This window comes from Aquimarina sp. AWH4_224, assembly GCF_056160245.1.
Genome location: NZ_JBSWWU010000004.1, coordinates 395,022 through 417,243, shown reverse-complemented (window position 1 = coordinate 417,243; position 22,222 = coordinate 395,022). Strand labels below are relative to the sequence as shown.

Annotated in this window: 30 protein-coding genes; 27 read left to right on the top strand and 3 right to left on the bottom strand. The window is 31.1% G+C overall.

The window, feature by feature from the left end; all coding sequences use genetic code 11:
- The first annotated feature begins 234 nt into the window (after nucleotides 1–234).
- The 22 genes from ACXAGJ_RS11035 (at nucleotide 235) to ACXAGJ_RS10930 (ending at nucleotide 17,386) form a co-directional block, all read left to right on the top strand.
- Nucleotides 235–672: a hypothetical protein gene (locus ACXAGJ_RS11035; RefSeq protein WP_474839778.1), complete on the top strand. Its 438-nt coding sequence runs from the start codon at nucleotides 235–237 to the stop codon at nucleotides 670–672.
- 215 nt (nucleotides 673–887) lie between these two features.
- Entirely contained in the window at nucleotides 888–1,346 is a 459-nt protein-coding gene (locus ACXAGJ_RS11030; protein WP_474839776.1) for a DUF1877 family protein, read from the top strand.
- A gap of 11 nt (nucleotides 1,347–1,357) precedes the next feature.
- Nucleotides 1,358–1,879, top strand: a complete 522-nt coding sequence (locus ACXAGJ_RS11025) for a hypothetical protein (RefSeq protein ID WP_474839774.1) — start codon at nucleotides 1,358–1,360, stop codon at nucleotides 1,877–1,879.
- Between the two features lie 89 nt (nucleotides 1,880–1,968).
- The gene (locus tag ACXAGJ_RS11020; protein WP_474839772.1) at nucleotides 1,969–2,514 is read left to right on the top strand and encodes a hypothetical protein; all 546 of its coding nucleotides are present in this window, start codon (nucleotides 1,969–1,971) and stop codon (nucleotides 2,512–2,514) included.
- A gap of 218 nt (nucleotides 2,515–2,732) precedes the next feature.
- The gene (locus ACXAGJ_RS11015; protein WP_474839770.1) at nucleotides 2,733–4,061 is read left to right on the top strand and encodes a tetratricopeptide repeat protein; all 1,329 of its coding nucleotides are present in this window, start codon (nucleotides 2,733–2,735) and stop codon (nucleotides 4,059–4,061) included.
- An 83-nt stretch (nucleotides 4,062–4,144) separates the two neighbouring features.
- The gene (locus ACXAGJ_RS11010) at nucleotides 4,145–4,573 is read left to right on the top strand and encodes a hypothetical protein (RefSeq protein WP_474839768.1); all 429 of its coding nucleotides are present in this window, start codon (nucleotides 4,145–4,147) and stop codon (nucleotides 4,571–4,573) included.
- 242 nt (nucleotides 4,574–4,815) lie between these two features.
- A complete protein-coding gene (locus ACXAGJ_RS11005; protein ID WP_474839766.1) occupies nucleotides 4,816–5,256 on the top strand; it encodes a hypothetical protein in 441 nt (146 codons plus the stop codon).
- A 64-nt stretch (nucleotides 5,257–5,320) separates the two neighbouring features.
- On the top strand, nucleotides 5,321–5,821 hold the full coding sequence (locus ACXAGJ_RS11000; protein ID WP_474839764.1) for a hypothetical protein: 501 nt from the start codon (nucleotides 5,321–5,323) through the stop codon (nucleotides 5,819–5,821).
- Between the two features lie 205 nt (nucleotides 5,822–6,026).
- Nucleotides 6,027–6,692 (top strand): hypothetical protein, encoded by a 666-nt coding sequence (locus ACXAGJ_RS10995; protein WP_474839762.1) that lies wholly within the window; start codon nucleotides 6,027–6,029, stop codon nucleotides 6,690–6,692.
- Between the two features lie 147 nt (nucleotides 6,693–6,839).
- A complete protein-coding gene (locus ACXAGJ_RS10990; protein WP_474839760.1) occupies nucleotides 6,840–7,307 on the top strand; it encodes a hypothetical protein in 468 nt (155 codons plus the stop codon).
- 188 nt (nucleotides 7,308–7,495) lie between these two features.
- Nucleotides 7,496–8,107, top strand: a complete 612-nt coding sequence (locus ACXAGJ_RS10985) for a hypothetical protein (RefSeq protein ID WP_474839758.1) — start codon at nucleotides 7,496–7,498, stop codon at nucleotides 8,105–8,107.
- A 195-nt stretch (nucleotides 8,108–8,302) separates the two neighbouring features.
- Nucleotides 8,303–9,406, top strand: coding sequence for a serine hydrolase domain-containing protein (locus tag ACXAGJ_RS10980; protein ID WP_474839756.1), 1,104 nt, complete (start codon nucleotides 8,303–8,305; stop codon nucleotides 9,404–9,406).
- Nucleotides 9,407–9,753: 347 nt separating this feature from the next.
- Nucleotides 9,754–10,491: a LytTR family DNA-binding domain-containing protein gene (locus ACXAGJ_RS10975; protein ID WP_474839754.1), complete on the top strand. Its 738-nt coding sequence runs from the start codon at nucleotides 9,754–9,756 to the stop codon at nucleotides 10,489–10,491.
- A 122-nt stretch (nucleotides 10,492–10,613) separates the two neighbouring features.
- A complete protein-coding gene (locus ACXAGJ_RS10970; RefSeq protein WP_474839752.1) occupies nucleotides 10,614–11,828 on the top strand; it encodes an alpha/beta hydrolase-fold protein in 1,215 nt (404 codons plus the stop codon).
- Between the two features lie 239 nt (nucleotides 11,829–12,067).
- A complete protein-coding gene (locus ACXAGJ_RS10965) occupies nucleotides 12,068–12,298 on the top strand; it encodes a hypothetical protein (protein ID WP_474839750.1) in 231 nt (76 codons plus the stop codon).
- 192 nt (nucleotides 12,299–12,490) lie between these two features.
- Nucleotides 12,491–13,093, top strand: a complete 603-nt coding sequence (locus ACXAGJ_RS10960) for a hypothetical protein (protein WP_474839748.1) — start codon at nucleotides 12,491–12,493, stop codon at nucleotides 13,091–13,093.
- A 112-nt stretch (nucleotides 13,094–13,205) separates the two neighbouring features.
- Entirely contained in the window at nucleotides 13,206–13,595 is a 390-nt protein-coding gene (locus ACXAGJ_RS10955) for a hypothetical protein (protein WP_474839746.1), read from the top strand.
- Between the two features lie 77 nt (nucleotides 13,596–13,672).
- Nucleotides 13,673–14,221, top strand: a complete 549-nt coding sequence (locus ACXAGJ_RS10950; protein ID WP_474839744.1) for a DUF2199 domain-containing protein — start codon at nucleotides 13,673–13,675, stop codon at nucleotides 14,219–14,221.
- A 305-nt stretch (nucleotides 14,222–14,526) separates the two neighbouring features.
- On the top strand, nucleotides 14,527–14,898 hold the full coding sequence (locus tag ACXAGJ_RS10945) for a hypothetical protein (protein ID WP_474839742.1): 372 nt from the start codon (nucleotides 14,527–14,529) through the stop codon (nucleotides 14,896–14,898).
- 164 nt (nucleotides 14,899–15,062) lie between these two features.
- Nucleotides 15,063–15,764 (top strand): SUMF1/EgtB/PvdO family nonheme iron enzyme, encoded by a 702-nt coding sequence (locus ACXAGJ_RS10940; RefSeq protein WP_474839740.1) that lies wholly within the window; start codon nucleotides 15,063–15,065, stop codon nucleotides 15,762–15,764.
- 186 nt (nucleotides 15,765–15,950) lie between these two features.
- Entirely contained in the window at nucleotides 15,951–16,592 is a 642-nt protein-coding gene (locus ACXAGJ_RS10935; protein WP_474839738.1) for a hypothetical protein, read from the top strand.
- 74 nt (nucleotides 16,593–16,666) lie between these two features.
- Entirely contained in the window at nucleotides 16,667–17,386 is a 720-nt protein-coding gene (locus ACXAGJ_RS10930; RefSeq protein ID WP_474839737.1) for a YARHG domain-containing protein, read from the top strand.
- 89 nt (nucleotides 17,387–17,475) lie between these two features.
- Here ACXAGJ_RS10930 and ACXAGJ_RS10925 read toward each other — a convergent pair whose 3' ends face one another.
- Nucleotides 17,476–18,102, bottom strand: coding sequence for an NAD(P)H-dependent oxidoreductase (locus ACXAGJ_RS10925; protein WP_474839735.1), 627 nt, complete (start codon nucleotides 18,100–18,102; stop codon nucleotides 17,476–17,478).
- Nucleotides 18,103–18,179: 77 nt separating this feature from the next.
- On the opposite strand from ACXAGJ_RS10925, the gene ACXAGJ_RS10920 reads away from it, so the two are divergent.
- The 5 genes from ACXAGJ_RS10920 (at nucleotide 18,180) to ACXAGJ_RS10900 (ending at nucleotide 21,506) form a co-directional block, all read left to right on the top strand.
- A complete protein-coding gene (locus tag ACXAGJ_RS10920) occupies nucleotides 18,180–19,073 on the top strand; it encodes a LysR family transcriptional regulator (RefSeq protein ID WP_474839733.1) in 894 nt (297 codons plus the stop codon).
- Between the two features lie 195 nt (nucleotides 19,074–19,268).
- Entirely contained in the window at nucleotides 19,269–19,682 is a 414-nt protein-coding gene (locus ACXAGJ_RS10915; protein WP_474839731.1) for a hypothetical protein, read from the top strand.
- Nucleotides 19,683–19,711: 29 nt separating this feature from the next.
- On the top strand, nucleotides 19,712–20,158 hold the full coding sequence (locus ACXAGJ_RS10910) for a hypothetical protein (protein ID WP_474839729.1): 447 nt from the start codon (nucleotides 19,712–19,714) through the stop codon (nucleotides 20,156–20,158).
- 148 nt (nucleotides 20,159–20,306) lie between these two features.
- Complete coding sequence (locus ACXAGJ_RS10905) at nucleotides 20,307–20,768, top strand: hypothetical protein (protein WP_474839727.1); 462 nt, start codon at nucleotides 20,307–20,309, stop codon at nucleotides 20,766–20,768.
- A 144-nt stretch (nucleotides 20,769–20,912) separates the two neighbouring features.
- Nucleotides 20,913–21,506 (top strand): acyl carrier protein, encoded by a 594-nt coding sequence (locus ACXAGJ_RS10900; protein WP_474839725.1) that lies wholly within the window; start codon nucleotides 20,913–20,915, stop codon nucleotides 21,504–21,506.
- A gap of 113 nt (nucleotides 21,507–21,619) precedes the next feature.
- On the opposite strand, the gene ACXAGJ_RS10895 is transcribed toward ACXAGJ_RS10900, so the two are convergent.
- Together ACXAGJ_RS10895 and ACXAGJ_RS10890 are read right to left on the bottom strand one after the other, a co-directional pair.
- The gene (locus ACXAGJ_RS10895) at nucleotides 21,620–21,811 is read right to left on the bottom strand and encodes a helix-turn-helix transcriptional regulator (protein ID WP_073317777.1); all 192 of its coding nucleotides are present in this window, start codon (nucleotides 21,809–21,811) and stop codon (nucleotides 21,620–21,622) included.
- Nucleotides 21,795–22,211, bottom strand: coding sequence for a DUF2178 domain-containing protein (locus ACXAGJ_RS10890; RefSeq protein WP_474839722.1), 417 nt, complete (start codon nucleotides 22,209–22,211; stop codon nucleotides 21,795–21,797). The genes ACXAGJ_RS10895 and ACXAGJ_RS10890 overlap by 17 nt, the downstream gene beginning before the upstream one ends.
- Nucleotides 22,212–22,222 lie beyond the last annotated feature (11 nt).

Sequence of the window (22,222 nt, the reverse complement as noted above, 5' to 3'; positions counted from 1 at the left end):
TTTTCTTGCCTTGCATACTTAAAGATAACATACCAATCCAAAATCAATAACAAATCTATCTTACATTTTTGTTAACTTGTGCAACAGGCACATTGGCTATAAACAATTGCTATACGGGTTTATCTTGAAAATTCCGCAGGAATTTTCAGCTTGTTGTGTACTTGCAAAAGTCCGTGCTAACCCACGCAACTGTTCATAGCCTAGACCGTTATGGGCAATAAAACAAAATAATTAATGGATGCAGATATTTATGTGCTAGCCAAAACCAGAAGCGCAGCAACAGCGCAGAAATTTTTGAACAAATATCTTCCGAAAAGGAATTATAACGATGGAAAATATGAATTCTACTCCTACACAAATGATCAGGAGTTGGAATTTAAATGTAGGACTGAAAATGAAATGTTGGAACTTATCGAAAATCATGAAACATTGACTTTTAATTGTCCTTTCTACGCTATAAATGACAATGAATTATTAAGAATGGTTCAATTATACTATCTGAGTGATGGAGGAATGATTTGCTGTATAAACATCAATCAAAATGACGAAAAAGAAAATGAATTACTGAATGAGTTAAAGCTCTTTTTAGGAAGCGAATATGGGATGGTTTCTTATCATATACCACCTCCAAACACAAAAAATGATTTTATAAATATTGTGAATGGATTATGAATAAATAAAAAATAAAGCCCATAACACCATATATGATGTCATAGCAGCTAAGTGATCAATTGAATGGTTATTGTATTTTGGTAAGGCGCAATGCTTGCGGAAAGGAAAAGTTAGCAACCAATACGCAAGAAAAACCGAAAAGCAGGGTAATAATTTGCCCTGCTACGACACATATATTAAACGTTGTAAGTAATTAAATAACCAAAAAACATAAGTTGGGAATAGTATGTGAACTATATAGAATGTCTGATACTGACATCACTAAATTATCTGAACTTTCATATGATGACGCTGAAGAGTTTCTAGACGAAAAATACGCTTGTACAGAAGGTGAATTTCATCAAGAAAATGATACTGTTTTCTATATGGACAAAGGTTGGGATGTTACAAAATTTTTACTCAAAAAAGTAGATCCGTCAAAAAACAATGTATTAAATGGACTTGACTTGAGATTTATAAAGTCAAAGAATACTAAATTAATAAGTACCGTTCTTGAAAAAATTTCTATTGATGATTTAATGAGAGTTCTAGACACGAATGAAATGATTGAAAATGGAGTTTATTGGGCGGAAATAGAAGAAAAAGATTATATAAACCACCATTTAAAAGCTTATAAAGCTGGTTTTAAAAAAGCATCCGAATTAAATAGCGGAATAGTAATATATTTTTATTAAAAAACTGATTTTTGAATTTTAAACTTTCTTTTGACAAAAAAACGTATTTACAGCAAACACTATTAGGTATTCCTATAATACATTCTGAATTAATTAGACGGAGAAGGAATTCATTAATTTCCGGATTAATTTTTACAGCACTTGGGACAACAATTCTATTTGGAAAAGGTGATATAGGAGTAATTTTTGTTTTAATCGGTGTTATTTCTTTTTTTGACTCTTATTTAAAAAACCAAAAGTATACGGAGTTTAAGAATAATATTATGTCTGCGACAAAAAATCACCTAAAAAATGATCAATATGTTCCTCAATTCGGTGTTTTTGACTTCAATGATGATTATGTAGTCTATATGGACGAAATAATGTGTAGTAAAACTAAATGGTCTGAATTTGAAGATTATAAATTGGTTAAATCAAACTTGTTTTTGATACGTAAAAAAGTGGATGGAGACATGTTAGTTCTGGGTAAAAACGAAATAGGCGAAATGAATTTTATTAAGTTAATAGAATTGATAAAAAGCAAAATAAAATAAAACTACTTACAACAGTTTGTATATTGCATATGCACCCTTTGGGATGCAAACGCAACATACAAAGAACGTTGTAGCACATTCTGACATAAATGATGAAAAAGAAAAAAATATTAATATGGACTGGAATAATAATAGTTATTCTTGCTTTGGCTTATTATTTTCTTTTACCAAAATTACTTTTCTATAGTTTATCGACTGAACCCAGAAATCCTAAAACCGAAATAGATGAAACACATTTAATCGGATGGTGGTCTAAACAAGAAGCCTTGAGTGTTGATACTTTTGAGGTTAAAATAATTGATAGCAAATTAAATCTGTTTAATAGCAAATCTCTCATAAGCTATAGAATTAAAGGAAGTTTAAATTATAAAAAAGGTTGGAAACCATTTATCAAAGAAATTCATTTATCCGAAAGATTTTTGACTCACTCAAATGATTCGATAGGTAATCCTGATGCAATTATTGAAATAACACCAGTAATTGGAGCTAAAAACGAAGAAAGTTATAATGGAGAAAAAATAGAATTTGACATCACAAATGAGAAAAAAATGAATTCTTTTCATTGGGGAAATAATCGAATAAGATTTAAATGTTTAGAAAACATCAATGATATTATGTTATCACAAAGGAAATAATAACGTGCTACAACACGGAGTATAAAACATAGCGAATAAGTGCTTAACCGAAAGGCTTATGTATATTTAGAAAGTCGACCAAATTTTTAATTTGGCTTTTAAAAAATGGCAAATTAAAAACAAAATATAAAAATTCGGCTTTGTGTTTATCCATAAAGTTAGCGTCTTTTTGCATGCTACATTTCATACACAAGACCGTTGTGGTTAATTAGAAAAAAATGAAATTATTTGGATTCAATAAGAAAATAAAAGAAGATAAATTTCGAATAACTGAACCAGATAAAAATTGGATTGAAGATAATTTCAAATGGTTAATTCAAGTTTATGGTTACCCAAATAATGAAGCAAGACAAATTTTAATATCTGAAAAATACTTCCCAAAAACTTTCACTTCAGAAGAAATTAAAGTTCAAAATTTAATAGATGACCTATGTAATTTAGTGAATCTGAATTCTAATAAAATTAGTTTTGAAATACATTCAGATTTAAGTGATTCGTATGGTACCCCTTATAAAATAGAAGGCAAAGTATTTGATATTGAAACCGAAATCATTAATGAGAAGAATTATAAGTTACACATTAAAAAAAGTGTAATCAAACGAAAAAAAAGACTAGTTTTTAGTTTAATTTATGAACTTACAAGAATATGTCTGATAGAAGACGAATTAAAATACGATACTGGTGATGATACAAGTCTTTTCATCTACCTCGCAGGAGTCTATTTTGGATTTGGGTTCATATTATGTCAAAACTTGTTAGACATAGGCAGATCAAATAATGGATTCTGGGAAACTAAATGGAGTTATGTTTCTGAAATGCCTAAAGAAGTAATGATTTATGCGCTTGCAATTCATTCTCAAATAATTGGACAGAATAATCCTGATTGGAAAAACGAACTTTCTAAAGAACTTAGAATTCGATTTGATAAAGCTATTGAATATTTAAATGATAACCCCTCGTTACTTTTTAATAAATCAGAGTTAGAAGCAAATAATCTATTCAATAAAGCAGATAAAGAATATCAAAACGGAGATTTTGAATTAGCCATTTCTACTCTTCAAAAAGTTCTATTTTTGACAGAAGATCCATTACTAAAGTCTGATACTCATAATAATATTGGGTATTATCAGTTAAGAAATGGACAATATAAAAATAGTATTTCAAACTTTAATAAGGCACTTGGGATAGATCCAAATTATGGATTTGCTTATGACAATTTGGGATATGCTTTAATCCAAACAGGCGAATTTGAAAAAGGGAAACGACAACTTGAAAAAGCTTTGGAAACAGACAATAATGATAATGCATATACCTACAGAAACTTTGCACTCTATTACATAGCAATAAATGAAATGGAAAAAGCTGAATCTAATTTTAAACTAGCCTTTAAATCTAAAACTGTACCTGTTGACTTGTTGGAATTTCATTACGCTAATTACCTTATAAAACAAGGGCAAACAGAAAAAGGTATGGAATATTTAGAGATAGCTGTAAAAAAAGGAGAGCCTGAGGCAATAGAACAAATGAATCAAATAAAGAAAAACTAACCACAACAGTTTGTATATTGCATATGCCGCCTACGGCAGACAAACGCAACATACAAGAGACGTTGTGTACAAGCAGGAAAAGAATGAATGAAATAGAAAACGCTAAATATTATTTTATAACTGGAATAAATGAACCTGAAGATAATTCACTTGAATTTGAACTTGTTTGCGGAGTGGTTTCTGAAAATGAGGAAGATGTCTTAATTGGTAATAAAAACCTTGGACCGGCACGTAGAATTTTAGAAGATGACAAAAAACGATATAAAATTACAATTGATCGTTATATTGGATATACTATTTTAGATGAGAGTTACGCGGATAATTTAGGTGATAATTTCACCGGAAATAATCCAAGAATCTATTCTGAATCAAATTTTCTGAATTATATAAAAGAGGAAACTTTTGCCACTAAAGATTATCCTGGAGAATTTAAGCACTATGCATTCATTAGCGAAAATCATATACTGAATGTAGCAACGCATTTAGAACCTAAAATTGAAAAAATAAAATAGCCAGTACACAACACGATATATGATGTCATAGCAACTAAGTGATTAATCGAATGGTTGTTGTATTTTGGTCAGGCGCAATGCTTGCAGAAAGGAAAAGTTAGCAATCAATGCGCAGAAAAACCGAAAAACAAGGTAATATTTTGCTCTGCTACGACACATATATTAAACGTTGTGTGCTATGATAAAATAAAACCCGTACTTAAAAATGGAAAACTACTCTAATTATTAACAAAAAGAAATCGATGCGAGTAAAACTAACAATATGGATTATTCTTGGATTTTCAGGATTAATCTTACACTATTTGATAGATGAATTTATCCGCCCAAAATATGGAATTGGTGAAGGAATACTACAATACTTACTTGGAATATCTCCAAATTTTTTAGCCGCAGGTTTAATTTTCCCTTTTATATTACTGACAATTAGAGATAGTTACACTAATGACATACAAAAAGGTGACAAGCATAATTTAAACAATTGGTTTTGGATAAGTCTGATTAGTTCACAGGTCGGTTTAATAGTTTGGGAATTCATGCAAAGGACAAGTGAAACTCTAATTTTTGATGTAGATGATATTATCTCTACGTTAGCGGGAGGAATATTTGCTATTATCATATATCAGTTAAATCGAAACTACTATTTAGAAAAGATGAGAAAGAACACAGCACACAACAAAGCATAAAATGTTCATTGCGAGCAAAAGCTCGCAACGCCATTTATGCGGGACGTTATCTGCAACTAGAAAAATGAAAAAAATTGGATTTCTAATAATTACTTTGGTTTGTCAATTAGGTCTAGCTCAAACTGTAGATTTTGACATTGTTGAGTATAACGGACTTGGATTCTCATCTTCGAAATCAGAAATTGAAAAAAAACTTGGGAGTCCAAATAAAACTTTCGAACCGAAATATGAGTGTGGATTTTTGTCTAGTTATGAGCAAGGTGTAACTTTTTACACACTGGACTTCGAAAAAATCAAATTTACCGGAACCGAAGAGGGAAAATATCTGATTGAAGAAGTTAATTTTGAAAATTGCGATACTAAACTCAATTACGGAAATTATAATTTGACCTGTGAAACAGATTCTAGAGAACTTATAGAAATATTTGGTGGAAAAACAGCGAAATGGTTAACGGATAATTTTACTGGTGGAATAGTAATATTTCACTCCAAAAATGATGACGGAATTCGATTGGAACTGAAAAATGGAAAATTAACAAAATGGAGATATTGGTCTCCTTGTTAAAAAGCAGATAACACCATATATGTGATCATAGCAAGCAGTTAAAGGTTTAATCGAAAGGTCTATGTATTTTTGGTAAGGCGCAATGCTAGCTCTAAAGAAAAAAGTTAGCAACCAATGCACAGAAAAATCCAAAAGCAAGGTAACATTTTGCCCTGCTACGATGCATATATAACCCGTTCTACACCATTTAAAATAAATTTTTAAATTGAAAATAATATTTCTGATTTTAGGATTGACAACGCTTATATCTTGCAATTTGCAGCCCAAAAAAGAAGATAAAATAGCGAAAGCAGAAGTTCTTAAAAATATTCAGACATTGCGCGATGCTGGATTTTTTGAAGTTTATAAAAGTATGAGTAATTCAGACATCTATGATACTATTTATGCTGACCGAAAAAAAAGATATTCTGAAATTTTTGAAAAGCAATATGACCCAGGAATGGATTTAGATGCAATCCGACTTGCAGAATGCGATAAAACCAAACTATTGTTTATTGACTTAGAGGCGGACGTTGCAATAGATAATAATATCTATGTGGAAGTTATAAAAGCTTTCGGTATTCTGTCGAACAAGAAATTTGAACCAACTGACATAAAGGAACAATGGAAATCCGAAACCGGACCAATCGGAGTTTCTTTCAAGTCTGACGGCTTGTTAATAAAATTTGAGCCAGAATATCAAGACGACTGGCTTCACGAAAGTGTCTTTAAGATTTGCCAAGAAGAGTTAGAACGCAAAGGTGTTAGAATTGCTGACTGTTTGTCTGATGATGGATACGGATATGGACAAGCTATCGCAATTATGCGGTTAACAAAAAAGGAACAAAAAGTGCTTGAAAATAAGTTGAACTGGAAATTTACATCTGAATAAAAACGGTGTAGAACAACGTGCATAACTCATGCCTTTGCCAAACACAAAAATTCATTATCTTTCATTTTAATAAATTTTCGTGTTACTTACTTTTGCTGAAAAATCAGCACGAGCCATACACGAACACATTGTAGCCAATTAAACTGAATGCGAAAAACAGTCGAATTTATAGAAGATAGAATTAAGTGGAGAGCTTCTCAACATAATCTACCGAATAAAAATATCTTTTTATTTGAGAACCTGACTGACGAAGTCAAAGTGAAATACTTAAATCATTTTAACGAAAAAGATAGCGGAAAAATAATCTTACTATTTACGGATTCAAAGAATAATTGGACAGCATTGGGAACAAAAAGAATTATTGGGTATGATGGAACAAAACTCAACTCTGTAAAATTAGATGCAATTGTAGATGTAGATTCTAAAAATCGGAAAGAATATTTCGAAAAAGCAGAGGCTGGTGAAACTAAACTCAAAAAAATTAAAAAACGCAACGAACGCGAATTGTTAGTTATTGAATTTGACGGGAAAGAAACGATTTTTATTACTAAAAAAGGAAGTGACTTATACTCTCTCTGGAATATTATGATTATGATAACAAGATTAAATAAATAAACTGGCCACAACAACATATACGTGATCATAGCAGCTAAATGATTAATCAAATGGTTTTTGTATTTTTAATTAGGAGCAATGTTTGCAAAAAGGAAAACTTAGCAACCAATGCGCAGAAAAATCGAAAAACAGGGTAACATTTTGCCCTGCTATGATGCATAAACAAAACGTTGTGTACAATTGCGGAAGTGACAGAAGAAATTAAAATGGAATTATATAAAAGGATTATCGAAATAGTTGACGCAAACCTGATTTTTTGTCTGATCCCAATAATTTTGATTTTAATACTGGTAGAGTTCTTCTTCAAAAATCGATTTGAAACAAGAAAAACGCTGAATTTAATTCGTTGGTTAATCGTTATTTATACGATAGTCACTTTTACATTTTATCTGATTGGAATGGCCATGAATCCGGATGAATACGCTTTTATTAATCGAGCAACTGGACCTTATGCTTGGGTTTATTGGATAATGTTTTTATCTGCTTTAATTTTACCTCTGACTTTGCTCATTAAAAAATTATCATCAAAATTTTGGTATGTACTTTTGGTCGCATTTGGAATGAAAAGTGGAATGTATTTTGAACGTTTTGTAATAATTGTGACCAGTTTTCATCGAGATTATTTACCTGAAAATGGAAATACTGAGTCAGAAAATAGAAGTGTAGAATTAATAGATTTATTCTTACACGGAATTGTAATGATATTACTACAAGGAGCTATAATTACAATTTTGACTTTGGGAATATTTGAAATAATAAAAAGAAAAAAACTGTACACAACACGATATAACAAAACATAGCTGCCCATTGGGTCAGCAACGTTTATTATATTAAACGTTACAACCAATTGCTCAAAACATTCTACAAATAGTCAAAAATATTAAATGAGAAAAAAACTAAAAATTATATTTCTTACAATACTTTCAATTGTCCTATTCCTCTTGGTACTTTTGTCTATTCAATATACCCCTACTTACGTTTATCGACTCATAACCATGAATGTAGCGGATGTTTATGATTACAAGAACTTTGAAAACCATAGGATTAAAGGAGCAGAGCATACTAATACATTTATTTCAAATCCAAAAGAGAAGTATATAGAATCTTTATTCGAAGAACTCGTAACTAAAACTGGGTTTAATAGCTTTGAAGAGTGGGCAATCAAATCTCAAACCACTGCGTTAATTGTCATCAAAAAAGACACCATAATTTATGAGAAGTATTTTAATGGATTTAAGAGAGATTCCTATTTCCATTCTCAATCTGTGGCAAAATCTTTTATATCATTTTTAATAGGAGCTGCTATTGATGATGGTCTAATAAAAAGTATAAATGATCCGATAACAAATTTTGTTCCCGAACTTTTGGAGCGTGATCAGCGCTTTAAAAAAATAACCATCAAAGATTTATTAGAAATGCGCTCTGGGCTTGCATATAACACAAGTCTTATACCTTTTACCAATATTCATTCTCCTTGGCACGACGAAGCGGTTGGATACTATCATCCCAATGTTCGAAAGCTGTTACTTGAGAATGTAGAAATTTCATCCGAACCGGGAAAAGATTTTCAATATTCCAATTATAATACAAGTTACTTAGGATTAATTCTAGAAAGAGCTACTAACTTAACTGTATCAAATTATTTGGAGCAGAAATTATGGTCAAGAATAATGGAATATGATGCGCTTTTCTCCTTAGATAGTAAGGAATCTAATTTTGAATATATGCCAAGTCGTTTGATTGCCCGAGCGATTGATTATGCACGTTTTGGTCAGCTTATGCTCAATGAAGGAAATTGGTATGGTAATCAGATCGTATCCAAAGATTGGGTACAAGAATCTACCCGAGAAAACAAATCAATTCCACGGGATATTTATCCAAAATGGTTTGGAAGAAGCGACAAAAGAATTTATTACAATTACCAATGGTGGGGTCATATAAATAAAAACGGTACTTATCATTTCTATGCAAATGGAAATCTTGGACAAAACATCTACATGATTCCCGAAAAAGAAACTGTAATTGTTCACTGCGGTAATTCACTTCAATATTATAGCAGTGATTTTGATTTATGGAATGTTGCTTTACAGTTGAATTAGAATTAAATAACAGTTAATATTCAAAAGAGAAAAAAATAAAAACAAAATATAAAAATTCGGCGCTGTGTTAAACCGATAAGTTGGTGTCTTTTTGCACACTACGTTCCATACACAAACCCGTTACCATTCATTCCAAGGCACTATTGAAATAAAAAAACGAGTTTATTTTTTTGAGCTTATTTCGAATTTTAAGAATGAAAAGTCATCAACAGAAGCCTACACCCCGTATTTCTCGAGTTCGCTTGAAAAAAACTCTGCTCATTTGATAAATATCAGCGTAATCCCAACAACATTTACATAATTTATTAAATGCTTAAATTAGTCCCAAACTCAAATGTTATTAGCAAATGAATAAACTTAATCCGTCTATAAAACATCACTTATTGATAGGGGTATTTATAGGAATTTGGATATTCTGTTTTGTTTACTTTATAAGACCATTTGAGATTGAAACTTCTTCAAATACTAATTGGGTAGGCCTCGGAATTGGGTTTTCCTTTCTTACATTTTTGTGTTACGGTATTGTAGCTGTGATCCAAAACAAGGTTTATAAAAAGATATTGAGGTGGAATGTTGCTTTTGAGATGGTAACTATTCTATGTTTATGTTTGATTTTAAATATTGTTTTCTATAGGTATTCTAAAAGTTCAATTATAAATAGTGTCTATAATTTTTCTTTCTTTTCTTTTCTATTTGCTAAGACATCCATTGTATTAGTACCGTTATTAATATTCTCTAGACTATATGTTGTAAGACTCATTCCTCCTAAAGAAACCCAACTCACTATAAGAGGAGATAATAAACTGGATATTCTTAAAGTATACCCTTCGGAATTAATAAGCGCATCTAGCTCGCAAAACTATGTGGAGATTTTCTATTTAGATGATGGGGAATTAAATTCGAAGCTTATTCGTTCTTCATTAAAAAAGCTGCATCAAGAGATCCCTTTTTTAGTACAAGTGCATCGTTCTCACTTTATAAATCCAACACATTTTAAATCGTGGAAAAACCAAAATACGATTTACGTTACCCAAATGGAGGTTAATGTTTCCAAAAATTTTAAAGATATTATTTTAGCCTTATAATTTTCGTACCTGAAAAATCACATTTAGTCCCAAACCCATATTATTTAAAGGTTTGAAGCTTTTTAAAATGTATTTTTATCCCGTGATAACAGTACTAACGATTCTTCAAAAAAGCTTCATCAATGAAAAACATATCATTATTCCTCTTTCTTATAAGCATACATTTTCAGATCAATGCTCAGTTTTGTAAAAACGAAAAAAACGAAATAGTTATTGGAATAGCAGATTCTTTATATTCTCATGTTCTTAAAGAACAACGTGATATTTGGATACATCTTCCGGAAGAAATAGAAGAAGGAAAAAAGTACCCTTTGATATATGTATTGAATTCTCCTAGACATTTTTACCCGGTGACGGGCATGTTAAAATTATTAGAAGAATTTGACATCCCAAAATCCATAGTTGTGGGGATTACAAATACAGATAGCACTAGAGATTTTACTCCTACAAATGTCCTTGAAGGCCGTCAAGGACGATCCGTAGAAACTTCGGGTGGCGCTTCTAATTTCTTAGAATTTATGCAATGTGAACTTGCTCCATTTCTTGAGAACAAATACCCCGCAGATAAAATGAGTACCATTGTAGGGCATTCGTTGGGAGGGCTTTTTACGATTTATGCATATGTAAATCATCCAGATGTTTTTGACAATTATCTAGCTATAGACCCAAGCCTTTGGTGGGATAAAGAAAATCTAGTAAAGCAATCTAAAGAGTTACTTGAAAAAGATAATTATCAAAACAAATCATTACACCTTGCTGTAGCAAATAGTTACAAAGTAGACACTGTTAAAGTTAGGAGAATGGATGATGAACCCACCGAAGCGTTAAGAGCCAATCTTAACTTTCATGACATACTAGTAGAAAACCAAAAACATCTTGAAACCTCTTGGAAATATTATCCAGAAGAAGATCACGGAGGTATTGTTACACTGGGGATGTACAATGGTTTACGATCTGTATATAAATGGTATAAATTTGAAGAAAGATGGCGTTTTAATACTCCAAAAAGATATAGTAAAGAAGAGTTAACACAACCTTTTTACGATCACTTCAACAAACTTAGTGTTCGGTTTAAACGCGACAAGAAACCAAATTGGGAATTTGTTAATGAATTAGGGTTCTTCATGTTAGACGTACACGATTTGCCTAAAAAAGCTAAAGCTTATCTTGATATTAATTTGCACTTTTATCCAGAAGAATCTAGAAGTTATGCAGCAATGGGTGATTTTTATTTAAAAACAAAAGAAAAGAAAAAAGCCATAGAGCAATATCAAAAAGCTATTGAAATAGATGGTAATAAAGATGCTCAAAAAAAGCTCAAAAAACTAATTAAATAAAAATTGTGACCTAGAACAATACGGTTTTCCAGATAACTAAAAGTACTAGAAATGTTAAGGTGTTGCGGAATAATTTGAATTTAAAAATAAACGAAAAGGCAATACTGCATAAAATTAATTGCTATTTCAAATCTACTTTTGGATATTCTTTCGAATTTTATATTATATTCCTATTTGCTAAATTAGTTGCTAAAACAATTCAACCAATCTTATACCGAAAGTTGTAGGTAATTAAAAAAATGGAATATCAAGAATGCAATCTAAATATAAGATATGATTTACCCAAAGAGGTTTTGGATAAGGTTCCTTTGATTTATAAAAAAATGAATGGTTGGATCGGGTTTGGAAAAGATGGAAATGGAGAAAACGGAATTCCATATTGGTTTAGCTATAACGAAGAAGAAAAATTCATTTTAGCATCGGTAGAACCCAGTGGACTTCAATTTTCGGCGAATATGGAATTAAATTAATGGACGGAATGGAAAACTGAATTCAAAAAAATCGCAACGGAAATTCTTGGATTTAAGGTTCGTGAAATAGAAGAAGGTGAAGTGAATCATGAAATTGAATGGATAAAAAAATAAAACTACTAAAACAAAGACTAAAATGTTCATGGCGGTTATCCGTCGGTATAACATTTAGCCAGCCTGTTGGAGACGATTATGACAAATACCCTTTTTCATAACGAAGAATTTGAAATAAATGGAATCTCCATACCTGAATTTGAATTAAAAAAAGGGAATCTTATCCGAATTTATATTCCAAATTTTGACACAAAAAGTCTACCACTAGGTTTTGACCTAGCAATTGAATTAATAAAACGTTTTCAAAATCAAAAACCTGACTTTCCTTGGGCAAAAAACTATCGACAAGGGACATTAATGGAATTAATAAATCCTTTGACAGTAAATAAATATCTGATCAATAAAATGCGGATTGATAAGTTAAGAGCGCAGAGAATCACAAAAGAGATCGGAATTAATTTAAAGGACAAATTAGAGCTTTTAAGTTTTACCAATAGAAAAGCTTTAATAATAAAAGCGCTATTTGATAAAAACGATAGTATAATTTTGGACTACTATGGAATCGATGCTAACGGAATTGGTTTTTTAGAAAGTTTGGTGAATTCGGAAATAGAAAATGGTAAATCTGCGATCGCATTTGACAGATCGGAATTTAAAGTTGACAAAGAACCGTTTCTAAATATTATTCCAATAGAAATAAAAAACTGTACCCAACATGATATATGTGATCATAGCTGTTAAGTAAGCAATCAATGAGCGAACTCTGCTATCGGAAGACAGAAAAATCGAAAATTCAGGTAACAATTTGCCTTACTACAACACATAAATTAAATGTTATGTGCAATTAAAGTCAATGAGCAGATTTAAAAATATAGATGTTAAATTGGATGAGCTTTTCGCAAGACTTGGGACTAATTTGACAAAAGACAGACCAAGCTCTCCAGAGGCTTTACAGACTTTTGAGGAAAGAAGAATTGATTGGGTAGAAGATGGAATAAATAAAGCTATAATTATTCAACCAACTTTTGAGATTACTGGTGTAAATTTATCTATCTGGAACTTCATTAATCTCGCTTGGATAAAGAAAAATGGAGTTGCTCAAAAACCAGGTTGGGCGAAAAATTTGATAACCAAAATGGATTTTAAAGTAATTGAGGAGAATATTGATATACTTCTAAATGAGTCTCTTAATAACTTAAAAACTATTAAAATCGAAGACGTAATAAATAAAAAAAGTACATAACAAGGTGTATAAATCATAGTGGCTTCGCCACATCGATTTCAACACGCAACGTTGTATACAAGCTGTGAAACCCGAATATGAAACGGAGTAATTTTTTTAATAGAAAGGATAAAGAAACCTTTAAGTGTGAATGTTGCGGAATGGAATATGATGATATGCCTCTGTGCTTTGGATCTGAATTTCCTGACTATTATTACTCAATTCCTCCCGAAGAGCGTAAATCAAGAATTGAACTTGAAAAAAGTCTTTGCGTTGTGGATGAGAAGTATTTTTTTCATCGTGGGAGATTAACCATTCCTATAATAGATTATTCTGGAGATCTTTATTTTGATATTTGGACTTCAATAAGCCCTGAAAACTTTGAAAAAAGAATGGATGACTGGAATAACCCTGAAAGAATAAACAATGAACCATATTTTGGATGGTTACAAAATCAAATTCCAACATACGAAAACACTCTTAACATCAAATCCAGAGCAATCGAACAAAATATCGGTAATATAGTAGAAATTCAGGTTGGGGAAGAAAATCATCAACTTACTTTTGATCAAGAAAACGGAATTACATTAGAAAGAGCAAAAGAAATAGTTCAATTTATCCTCAAAGACAAACATAAAACTGAATAAAAAAGCCAGCATACAACACCATATATGATGTCATAGCAGCAAAGTGATCAATAGATTGGTTTGTTTATATTTATGAAGGCGCAATGCTTGCAGAAAGTAATCTCGACACTTCGGGAAGCAACCAATGCGCAGAAAAACCGAAAAGCAAGGTAACGTTTTGCTATGCCAAGAAACATATATTTAACGTTATAAACAATATCTACACAATGAAAAGATTCTTTACACTTCTTCTATTAACTCATCTGGGAACCTTCACTACCATAGCTTGTAGTTGTGGCAAGCCGGACAAACTAACAAAGAAGCTCTTGAATAAGGAGCGAATTTCTTTTGTTGGACGTGTTATAGAAGTAACTTATATCGATGATTACTTGATGAAAACAGCATTTGAAGTGGAAGAAAATTTACTGAAAGACGAGCTTGGCAAAACAGTTGAAATTTGGTCAACTCGGGATTGTGAACCGCATTTTATATCGGGTGAGCAGTGGTACATCTTCACTAATTTCTATGAAGGCAAACACTGGTCAGGCTTGTGCAGTCGTAGTGCACAGTTAACTGATAGGACAATCCCAGACAATCCTTACAAAGACAAATACAGAAGACAAGCGCAAAGGGATTTCAACAAAAATCAACAAAGAGCTCAACGTGAAATAAAATTCTTGAGAAAGAATAAAAGCTGATAACAAATGTTATGAATGAATGAGGTTTCATGGATCAAGATATTTTCATGGGGATTGGAAAATCCGCCACAAGTGATATATTTAAATCAAGGCGCAACTATGTGCTAGAAGATAGATTTGTATCAGCTAATACCACTCATCATAGCTGATCGTTAGCAATAATTATGAAAAAAATTTTAGTATTAATATTCTTTATTCCAGGTTTTACTAATTGTCAATCCATTAATCCTCCAGGAACAATAAAAATTAATGATAGTTTATATATAGATAGTACTCCAATAACCAATTTTATGTTTCTCGAATATTTAATGAGCAAAGACCACTTTGAAAAAAAGGGGTTTAAATCTTATGAAGAATATTCTAAAGCGAATTCCGAAAATATAGATTATGAAAAAGCAATTTTCGAATACGATTATCCTTCTCCTTTCTTAATAAAAATGTCCATTTCAAATAAATACTTAGAAAGAAAAAATTATTATAAAGACACTCTTTATATTAATCATCCTATACTAAATATTTCCAAAGAACAAGCTATTGATTATTGTAAATGGAGAACTGAAGTAGTTAGAGATTTCTGGTTTTCAAAAAAAGATGATGAAGCAAAAAGAAATATTGCAAAAAAGATATTATATCGACTACCAAGCAAAGGTGAATTGTTACATGCAAAAGCTTGGTTTAAGGAAAGGAATGAATTGGTAAACTTTAAAAACAAAAGATTATTAAGGACCAATTTTACATATGAACCAAAAGGGTATAGAGTTATACCAATTCTTGAGTTTACTCTAAATGACAATTTATTCATCAATGAAGGAATCAACAAAAGAAATTTTATTGGATTTAGATGTGTTTGTGAAATTGATGAATAACAATTGCTAACATTACATATAAAATCAGAGCAATTTAGTACTAGATCGAAAGGTATTTTCCTTTTTGCGATGGCGCTAGATTTTTATATGTTTAACAAGAAATAAAAATGCGCAGATAGATCAATGGGTTAAGGTGTGTTTGCCTTGCTCCGATCCATATATTAAACCTTAGCACACATTTAAAAAATGACGACATTTTTAGCTTTACTAACCATATTTTTAGGAATCAGCCTGGTGTTGATTTTAACAAAATCTGACTTCCCTAGATTGGAAAAAGTAATTAAGCGAATTTCGTTTTACTCTTTAATTGGAATTTTAATCTGCAGTTTACTTTTGGTTTTTGATCTTCGTGTTAAAGGAAAGTATACAATCACAATTATCGGATTGACTTTCTTGCTCTCAACAATTCTTCTATTCGGATTGACTAAAAAATTACAAACTAAAATAGTAAGTGGAGTTTTAACTATCCCAATCACAATATTTGGGGTTTTGAGCTTGGTTTGGGAAATGCCTATCATTTTTTTCTATCTTTTAGCAATGCCTTTTCACCCACCAAAAGAAAAATTTGAAATTGACAAAAAACATAACATAGAAGTTAGAAATGGTGGATTTATGGCTTGTGGCGAAAGTCTGTTTATTACAGAAAGCACTATATTTATTTTGGATAAAACAAAACACGTGGGGAATAACCTTTGTGCAACTGGAATTAATAAAATTGAGACCTTACATTTTGAAGAAAACAAAATTGAGTTTTTAATACATCATGATGGAAAAACTGAATTTGAAAATCCATATACGTATCAACCAGAAATAAAAAACATGTGGTAAAAGTTTACATATGGTATATACCGCCTTCGGCTGGTAAACGTAACATACAAGGAATATTATAAGCAGCTATAAGAATGAAAATCATAACTACAATATCAATATTTTTTATTTCGAATATTGTTTTGGGACAATACTTGGGTTATTCGCCCATAGATGATTCGGATGTAACAAAATGGAATCCAAAATACCAAATGGAATACTATGGAGTCTATGATTTTGGGGATTCCGAAGGAGAATCTACCCTAGTTCTATTCGGCACGGGATCTGAAATAATTGCCCAAGTAAAAAGTGGAAAGTGGAACTCCGATACGAAAGCAACTGAATGGATATCTGTTTATGATAACTTGACTAAGGTTACGATTGATAAGAATGGACAGTTTACATCTGACCAATATCAAGGAGAATTCGTTATTTATGAAAATAATGGAAATCCAATAAAATGCTTAAAAATTTATGATTCCTGGAGTGGAGTATCAGAGAAAAAAGGAGAATACGAACTTGGCCGTAAGACAAATCAAAACGTATCTGAAGTATTTTACGGACACTATACAAATGCTTCATTTGAAAATCTAAGCCCTGAAAATCTCGAAAAAATGTCATCCAGAGAACTTCAAATTATGAGAAATGAAATCTTTGCCAGATATGGATACAGGTTTATTAAAGGAGGTAAAATGGACCTTCATTTTAGAAAACAAAATTGGTATAAGCCTCAACATTCAAATGTGGACAAATTTTTAACTTCTTTGGAGAAACGAAATATTAAGCTAATCCAAGAAATGGAAGGAAGACCTTAAAAAAGTACCTAACAATTTGTGTAGTGTATTTGAAAAGATGAAAAAGATAAAATTAGTTCCTTAAACATACAACGAGATCACATACAATGCTAGGATTGATTAGAAAACCAACTATCTATTACATCCTTAATTTCCAATTTGGCTTTAGCCAAAATCGAATCTAGTTTATGTCTATTTTGATCAACCCCAAAAGCTAATATTTGTTCAGAACTTATTCCTATAAAATCAAAATTTTGTTTTATTGTTGATGAAGCATATTCCTTTACATCATCAGCATTACTGTAATCAAAACCACTAACAATAATGGATAAAGCTTTCTTGTTGGTGCATAGACCTTTAAATCCCATTTCAGGACTAAAAGAAAATGTTTTATCACTTACCACAATAGCATCAATCCAAGCTTTAACTGTAGCTGGTAAGGTAAAATTATAAATAGGAAAAGCTACAACAATATGATCCACTTTGAGTAAGTGATTGATATATCCATGATGATTTGATAAAAGAGAAAGTTCAGACTTTGAAAAATCTCTTTTTCCATTGTTCCATTCCATGATCAAATTAAGGTTGTCTACCAATAATAAATCTGGAGGTGTTTCGGATAAGTCTATGTGAATTAACTCTGTTTTTCCATTAGCCAATTTAACGAATTCATCAAACAAGATTTTTGTGTAAGAACCCTTTCTTGGTGTGTAATTAATTACTAATGTTTTTGTCATGATTTCTTTTTTTCAAAAGTAATCAGAGTCAATTGATAATTTTAATTATTTTAGTTAGCCAATTAATAACTATTGTTATGATTAATTTAGAATGGTTGAGAACTTTTAGCGCTATATATGAATGTAAGAAGATAACAGAAGCTTCTAAAAAATTAAATATGACGCAACCAGGAGTAAGTAAACATTTGGCTGCACTAGAAAATCATATTGGAAAAAAATTATTTGAAAGAACCACCCGTAAATTAACTCCTACTGAATATGGCAAGTTTTACTACTCTCAAATAAAGACCCCATTACAGGAACTGGAGAAAGTAGAATATTATTCAAGTCAAAGAGCAAAGAAACAACGTAGTGCAATAACAATAGGCTGTACCACAGACTTTTTCCGAAAAGAACTAAGACAAATAATCTATTCTTTTGATATGTATATCGTTACTTGTTTCGGTACCGAAAAAGAACTCGTTGAAGCCCTTGAAGCTGATAACGTTCAATTACTTGCGGGAATAAAAAAATACTATAAATACGACCATGAATTCACTTTTTTGAAAGAAGAAGAATTAATTATAATCAGCTCAAATGACATTGAAATACCGAAAGATTTAAAAAAAGATGAAAAACAACTCATCAAATGGCTACACAGACAAACTTGGTTCACTTTTGATAATGAACAAGATGATATAAAAAAGTTTTGGGAAACAACATTCAGTACTACACCTAAAATTGTACCAAGGTATATTTTACCCTCTTATCTTGATATTATAGAGTCTATAAAATATAATCAAGGCTTTAGTATTGTACCTAAACACTTGTGTAAAGAAGCATTAGAAAGCAACTCAATTAAAATACCATTTGAAGCATCAATGCCTATACATCAAAAAAGATTTTATTCAAATAAATTAAAAAATAGTAGGTTGAAAGAAATCAATACATTTAAAGAGCTAATAGAAAAAACTAGTACTAACACTGCATAAAAAGAAATAGTGCTGTTTTGGATGGTTCCAAAATTTTGAGTTCATCTACTGTATTGTCAAATACGAAATTTAATATTTCAATATTGAAGATATTCGCAGAATACTATATTTGGCATAGTTATAGCTCTGAAGTTATTGCTACATCCCCTGGCCTACATTTCTTGTACGTACCGTTGGATATAATTCCATCTGAAAATGAAAAACAATAAGTTGCAAATAGCATTTAAACTATTGTGGTTAGGTATTACCTTATTTACAATCTATATGCTTGGTTGGTTGACTTTCATTCTTTTTTGGTTAGGAAATATATTTAATGAAAAATATGATTTTTGGAATTTATTACTGCCAAATATCCTGACGATTGGAATACTTATCATCTATACAAAAGAAATCTTATTTGGATATAGACCAAAATCTTCAAATTGGAATTTGAAATCATTACTCGTATTTTCAATCCTCATCATCATATTGACTACAGTTCAGATTTCACAATTTGAAGTATTGTTTGACAACCCTAAATCAAAATCTTGGCAAATAACTTTATCGCTTATTACAATTCTAACTGCTTATGTTGGAATTCTGTTGAATAGAATACTGAGAGTCAAATGATTCTTGAAATAAAATTGACTTACAATACTATGAGAAAAATTATTTCATCTTTAATATCTATATTGACAATCAATGTTTTAGCACAAAACATTGAAATTGATGCTACTCTGATTACTGAAAAAACCTTCCTCAAAACTTCTGGATATATTTTTGAATCAGTAACAGCAGAGGTCTTCAAAAATGACACCATCAAATTGGTTTTTATCCGCCCTACTATGTCAAAAGCCTTTATTATTAATCTAGCAGACACAATTACTCCCGAGATTATATTGAGGTCTGATTACCCCTCATTTGGAAAAAAGTATTCCTCTTCTATCCCATTAGAATCTTTCAACCTTAAATTTAACAAGGCTAAATACAAATTAGGAGATACCCTAATGGCAAGAGTTGAATGTGTATCTAAGCCTTTTAAAAAATATACTGGAAATCCAAAATTTAAATATTCCGGTGAAATCATGCATATCATTCAGCATTAAACAAAACTCAAATATATATGTGATCATAGCTGTTAAGTAAGCAATCAATGAGCGAACTCTGCTATCGGAAGACAGAAAAATCGAAAATTCAGGTAACATTTTACCATTCTGTTACACCTATATTTAAACATCAAAACAAAACGAATCGATGATTGAAAGTAGCGCATTTCGTGTAGCAACCCGGAAATTTTCTGGCGTGGTATTTGGCACAATTCTTATTGCACTTAGCATCCTGAAGTACTACAATCCTGAGAGCACCACAGATTGGACAAAGTTGACGGTGATTTCATCCATTGGCGTTGTCCTTATGATTCTCAATTTTTTCTACTTTGATAAAATCAAGAAGGTGAAAATAGATCATAGTAAAATCATTTATCAGGAAAAAGGCGTTGAAAAAGTTGTACCTTGGAATGAGGTCTCCAGCGTTTATCGTGTCTGGTCATTTTCTAAGCCAATGTATGGAGCTCGCATCCACGGAAAATCCTTTATTTTCCCTACAGAATCAGTTTTTAGCCTCATGAGCGTTAGCATTGGATCATATACTGCTACATATGACCATAGCCAAATGGGAGCTGTTATAAAGAAAGTAAAGGCAACGTATCATATCTAGCCTCATAAAGGGAAGTTCGTGCTTTGCTAAACGCAAAAAATCATTACTTTTAAATCAAATAGGTTTTTGTGTTATTTACTCTTTCTTCAGAAAAGTACGAGCTATACACGAAAACGTGGTAAAAACATTTAAAATGAATTGATAATGGGATTAGATTCAGTCGAATTGGTAATGTCTATTGAGGACAAATTTGGAATACGAATTGAAGATTCGGAAGCAGAAAAAATTTATACGATTCAGGATTTTGCGGATATCATTTTCAGCAGAATTGTTACAAACCCTACGGATAAATGTCTCACTCAAATAGTATTTTACCGAATTAGAAAAGCCTTAAGAAATTTGACTTCAACCGAAAAGGAGATAAAACCTGATACGAAAATATCTGAAGTATTCACTCAAACAGAACTGAAAGAAAAGTGGAGTCAATTAAGAACAGAACTTGAACTTGAATTACCTGATTTGGTGGCATTAGATTTCAATCCAGAATTAGGTTCGCATGTCAAAATTTTTGGAATTAAAACCATTAAACGAACAACACCTGTTTCAAAAGGAACAATTAGACAATTGGTGGATTGGACAATATCTCGAAATCGAGATAAACTCATCGACATAGAAAAGATATCAAGTAAATATGAAGTTGAACGAATCATTTGTGGAATTACAGAAGATAACATTGGAATTCCAATAAGTGAAATTGAAGTACATCATTCCTTCACAAATGATTTAGGCATTGATTAAAATATTTTATAGTTATTCGCGTAACTCACTGTATTTATTCTCCTTACTTCAGTAAAACTAACCTAAGGAACGAAATTCATTCTAATTTTTGTTGCTCCAACCCTCATGGATAGCTAATCTAAAATAAAAACTTCCTCAATTTTCAAATGGAACACCTTAGAAATATCATATGCTAATTTCAAAGATGGGTTGTATTTTCCTTTCTCCAAAAAAACAATAGTCTCCCTTCGCACACCCACTTTTTCAGCAAGTTCTACTTGAGTTAAATTTTCTTTGAAGCGCAACTCCTTAATCCTCGTTTTCATCTGAAATACCAACCTTTGAATAATATAACCAATTAAGAAGAAAAACAAGCGCCATTACCAACAAACCAAGCCCCATTATTATTTTAGCTTTAGGTTCTATATCCTTGACAAAAAGGATGATCCCAAGCCATATATAAAAGGATATGCTAAAAGCTTTAGAATTAGCTCTCTCTTTTATTCTCTTTGAGAATTCGTCCTCAGAAGTCAAACCTAATCTTTGGTTTTTATAAGTTTGAATCTTAAAGTATACACCTATTAATATCATAATAAAACTTAACCCAAAAATTAGATAACCAGTTGGATGAAATGGTTTTTGAGCCATATATACCCACAACACCAAAAGAACTAATCCCAAGACAGTCCCCAGAAAAGAAATGAGCGTCTTATATTTTGTTTTCATTGTAATCTTTT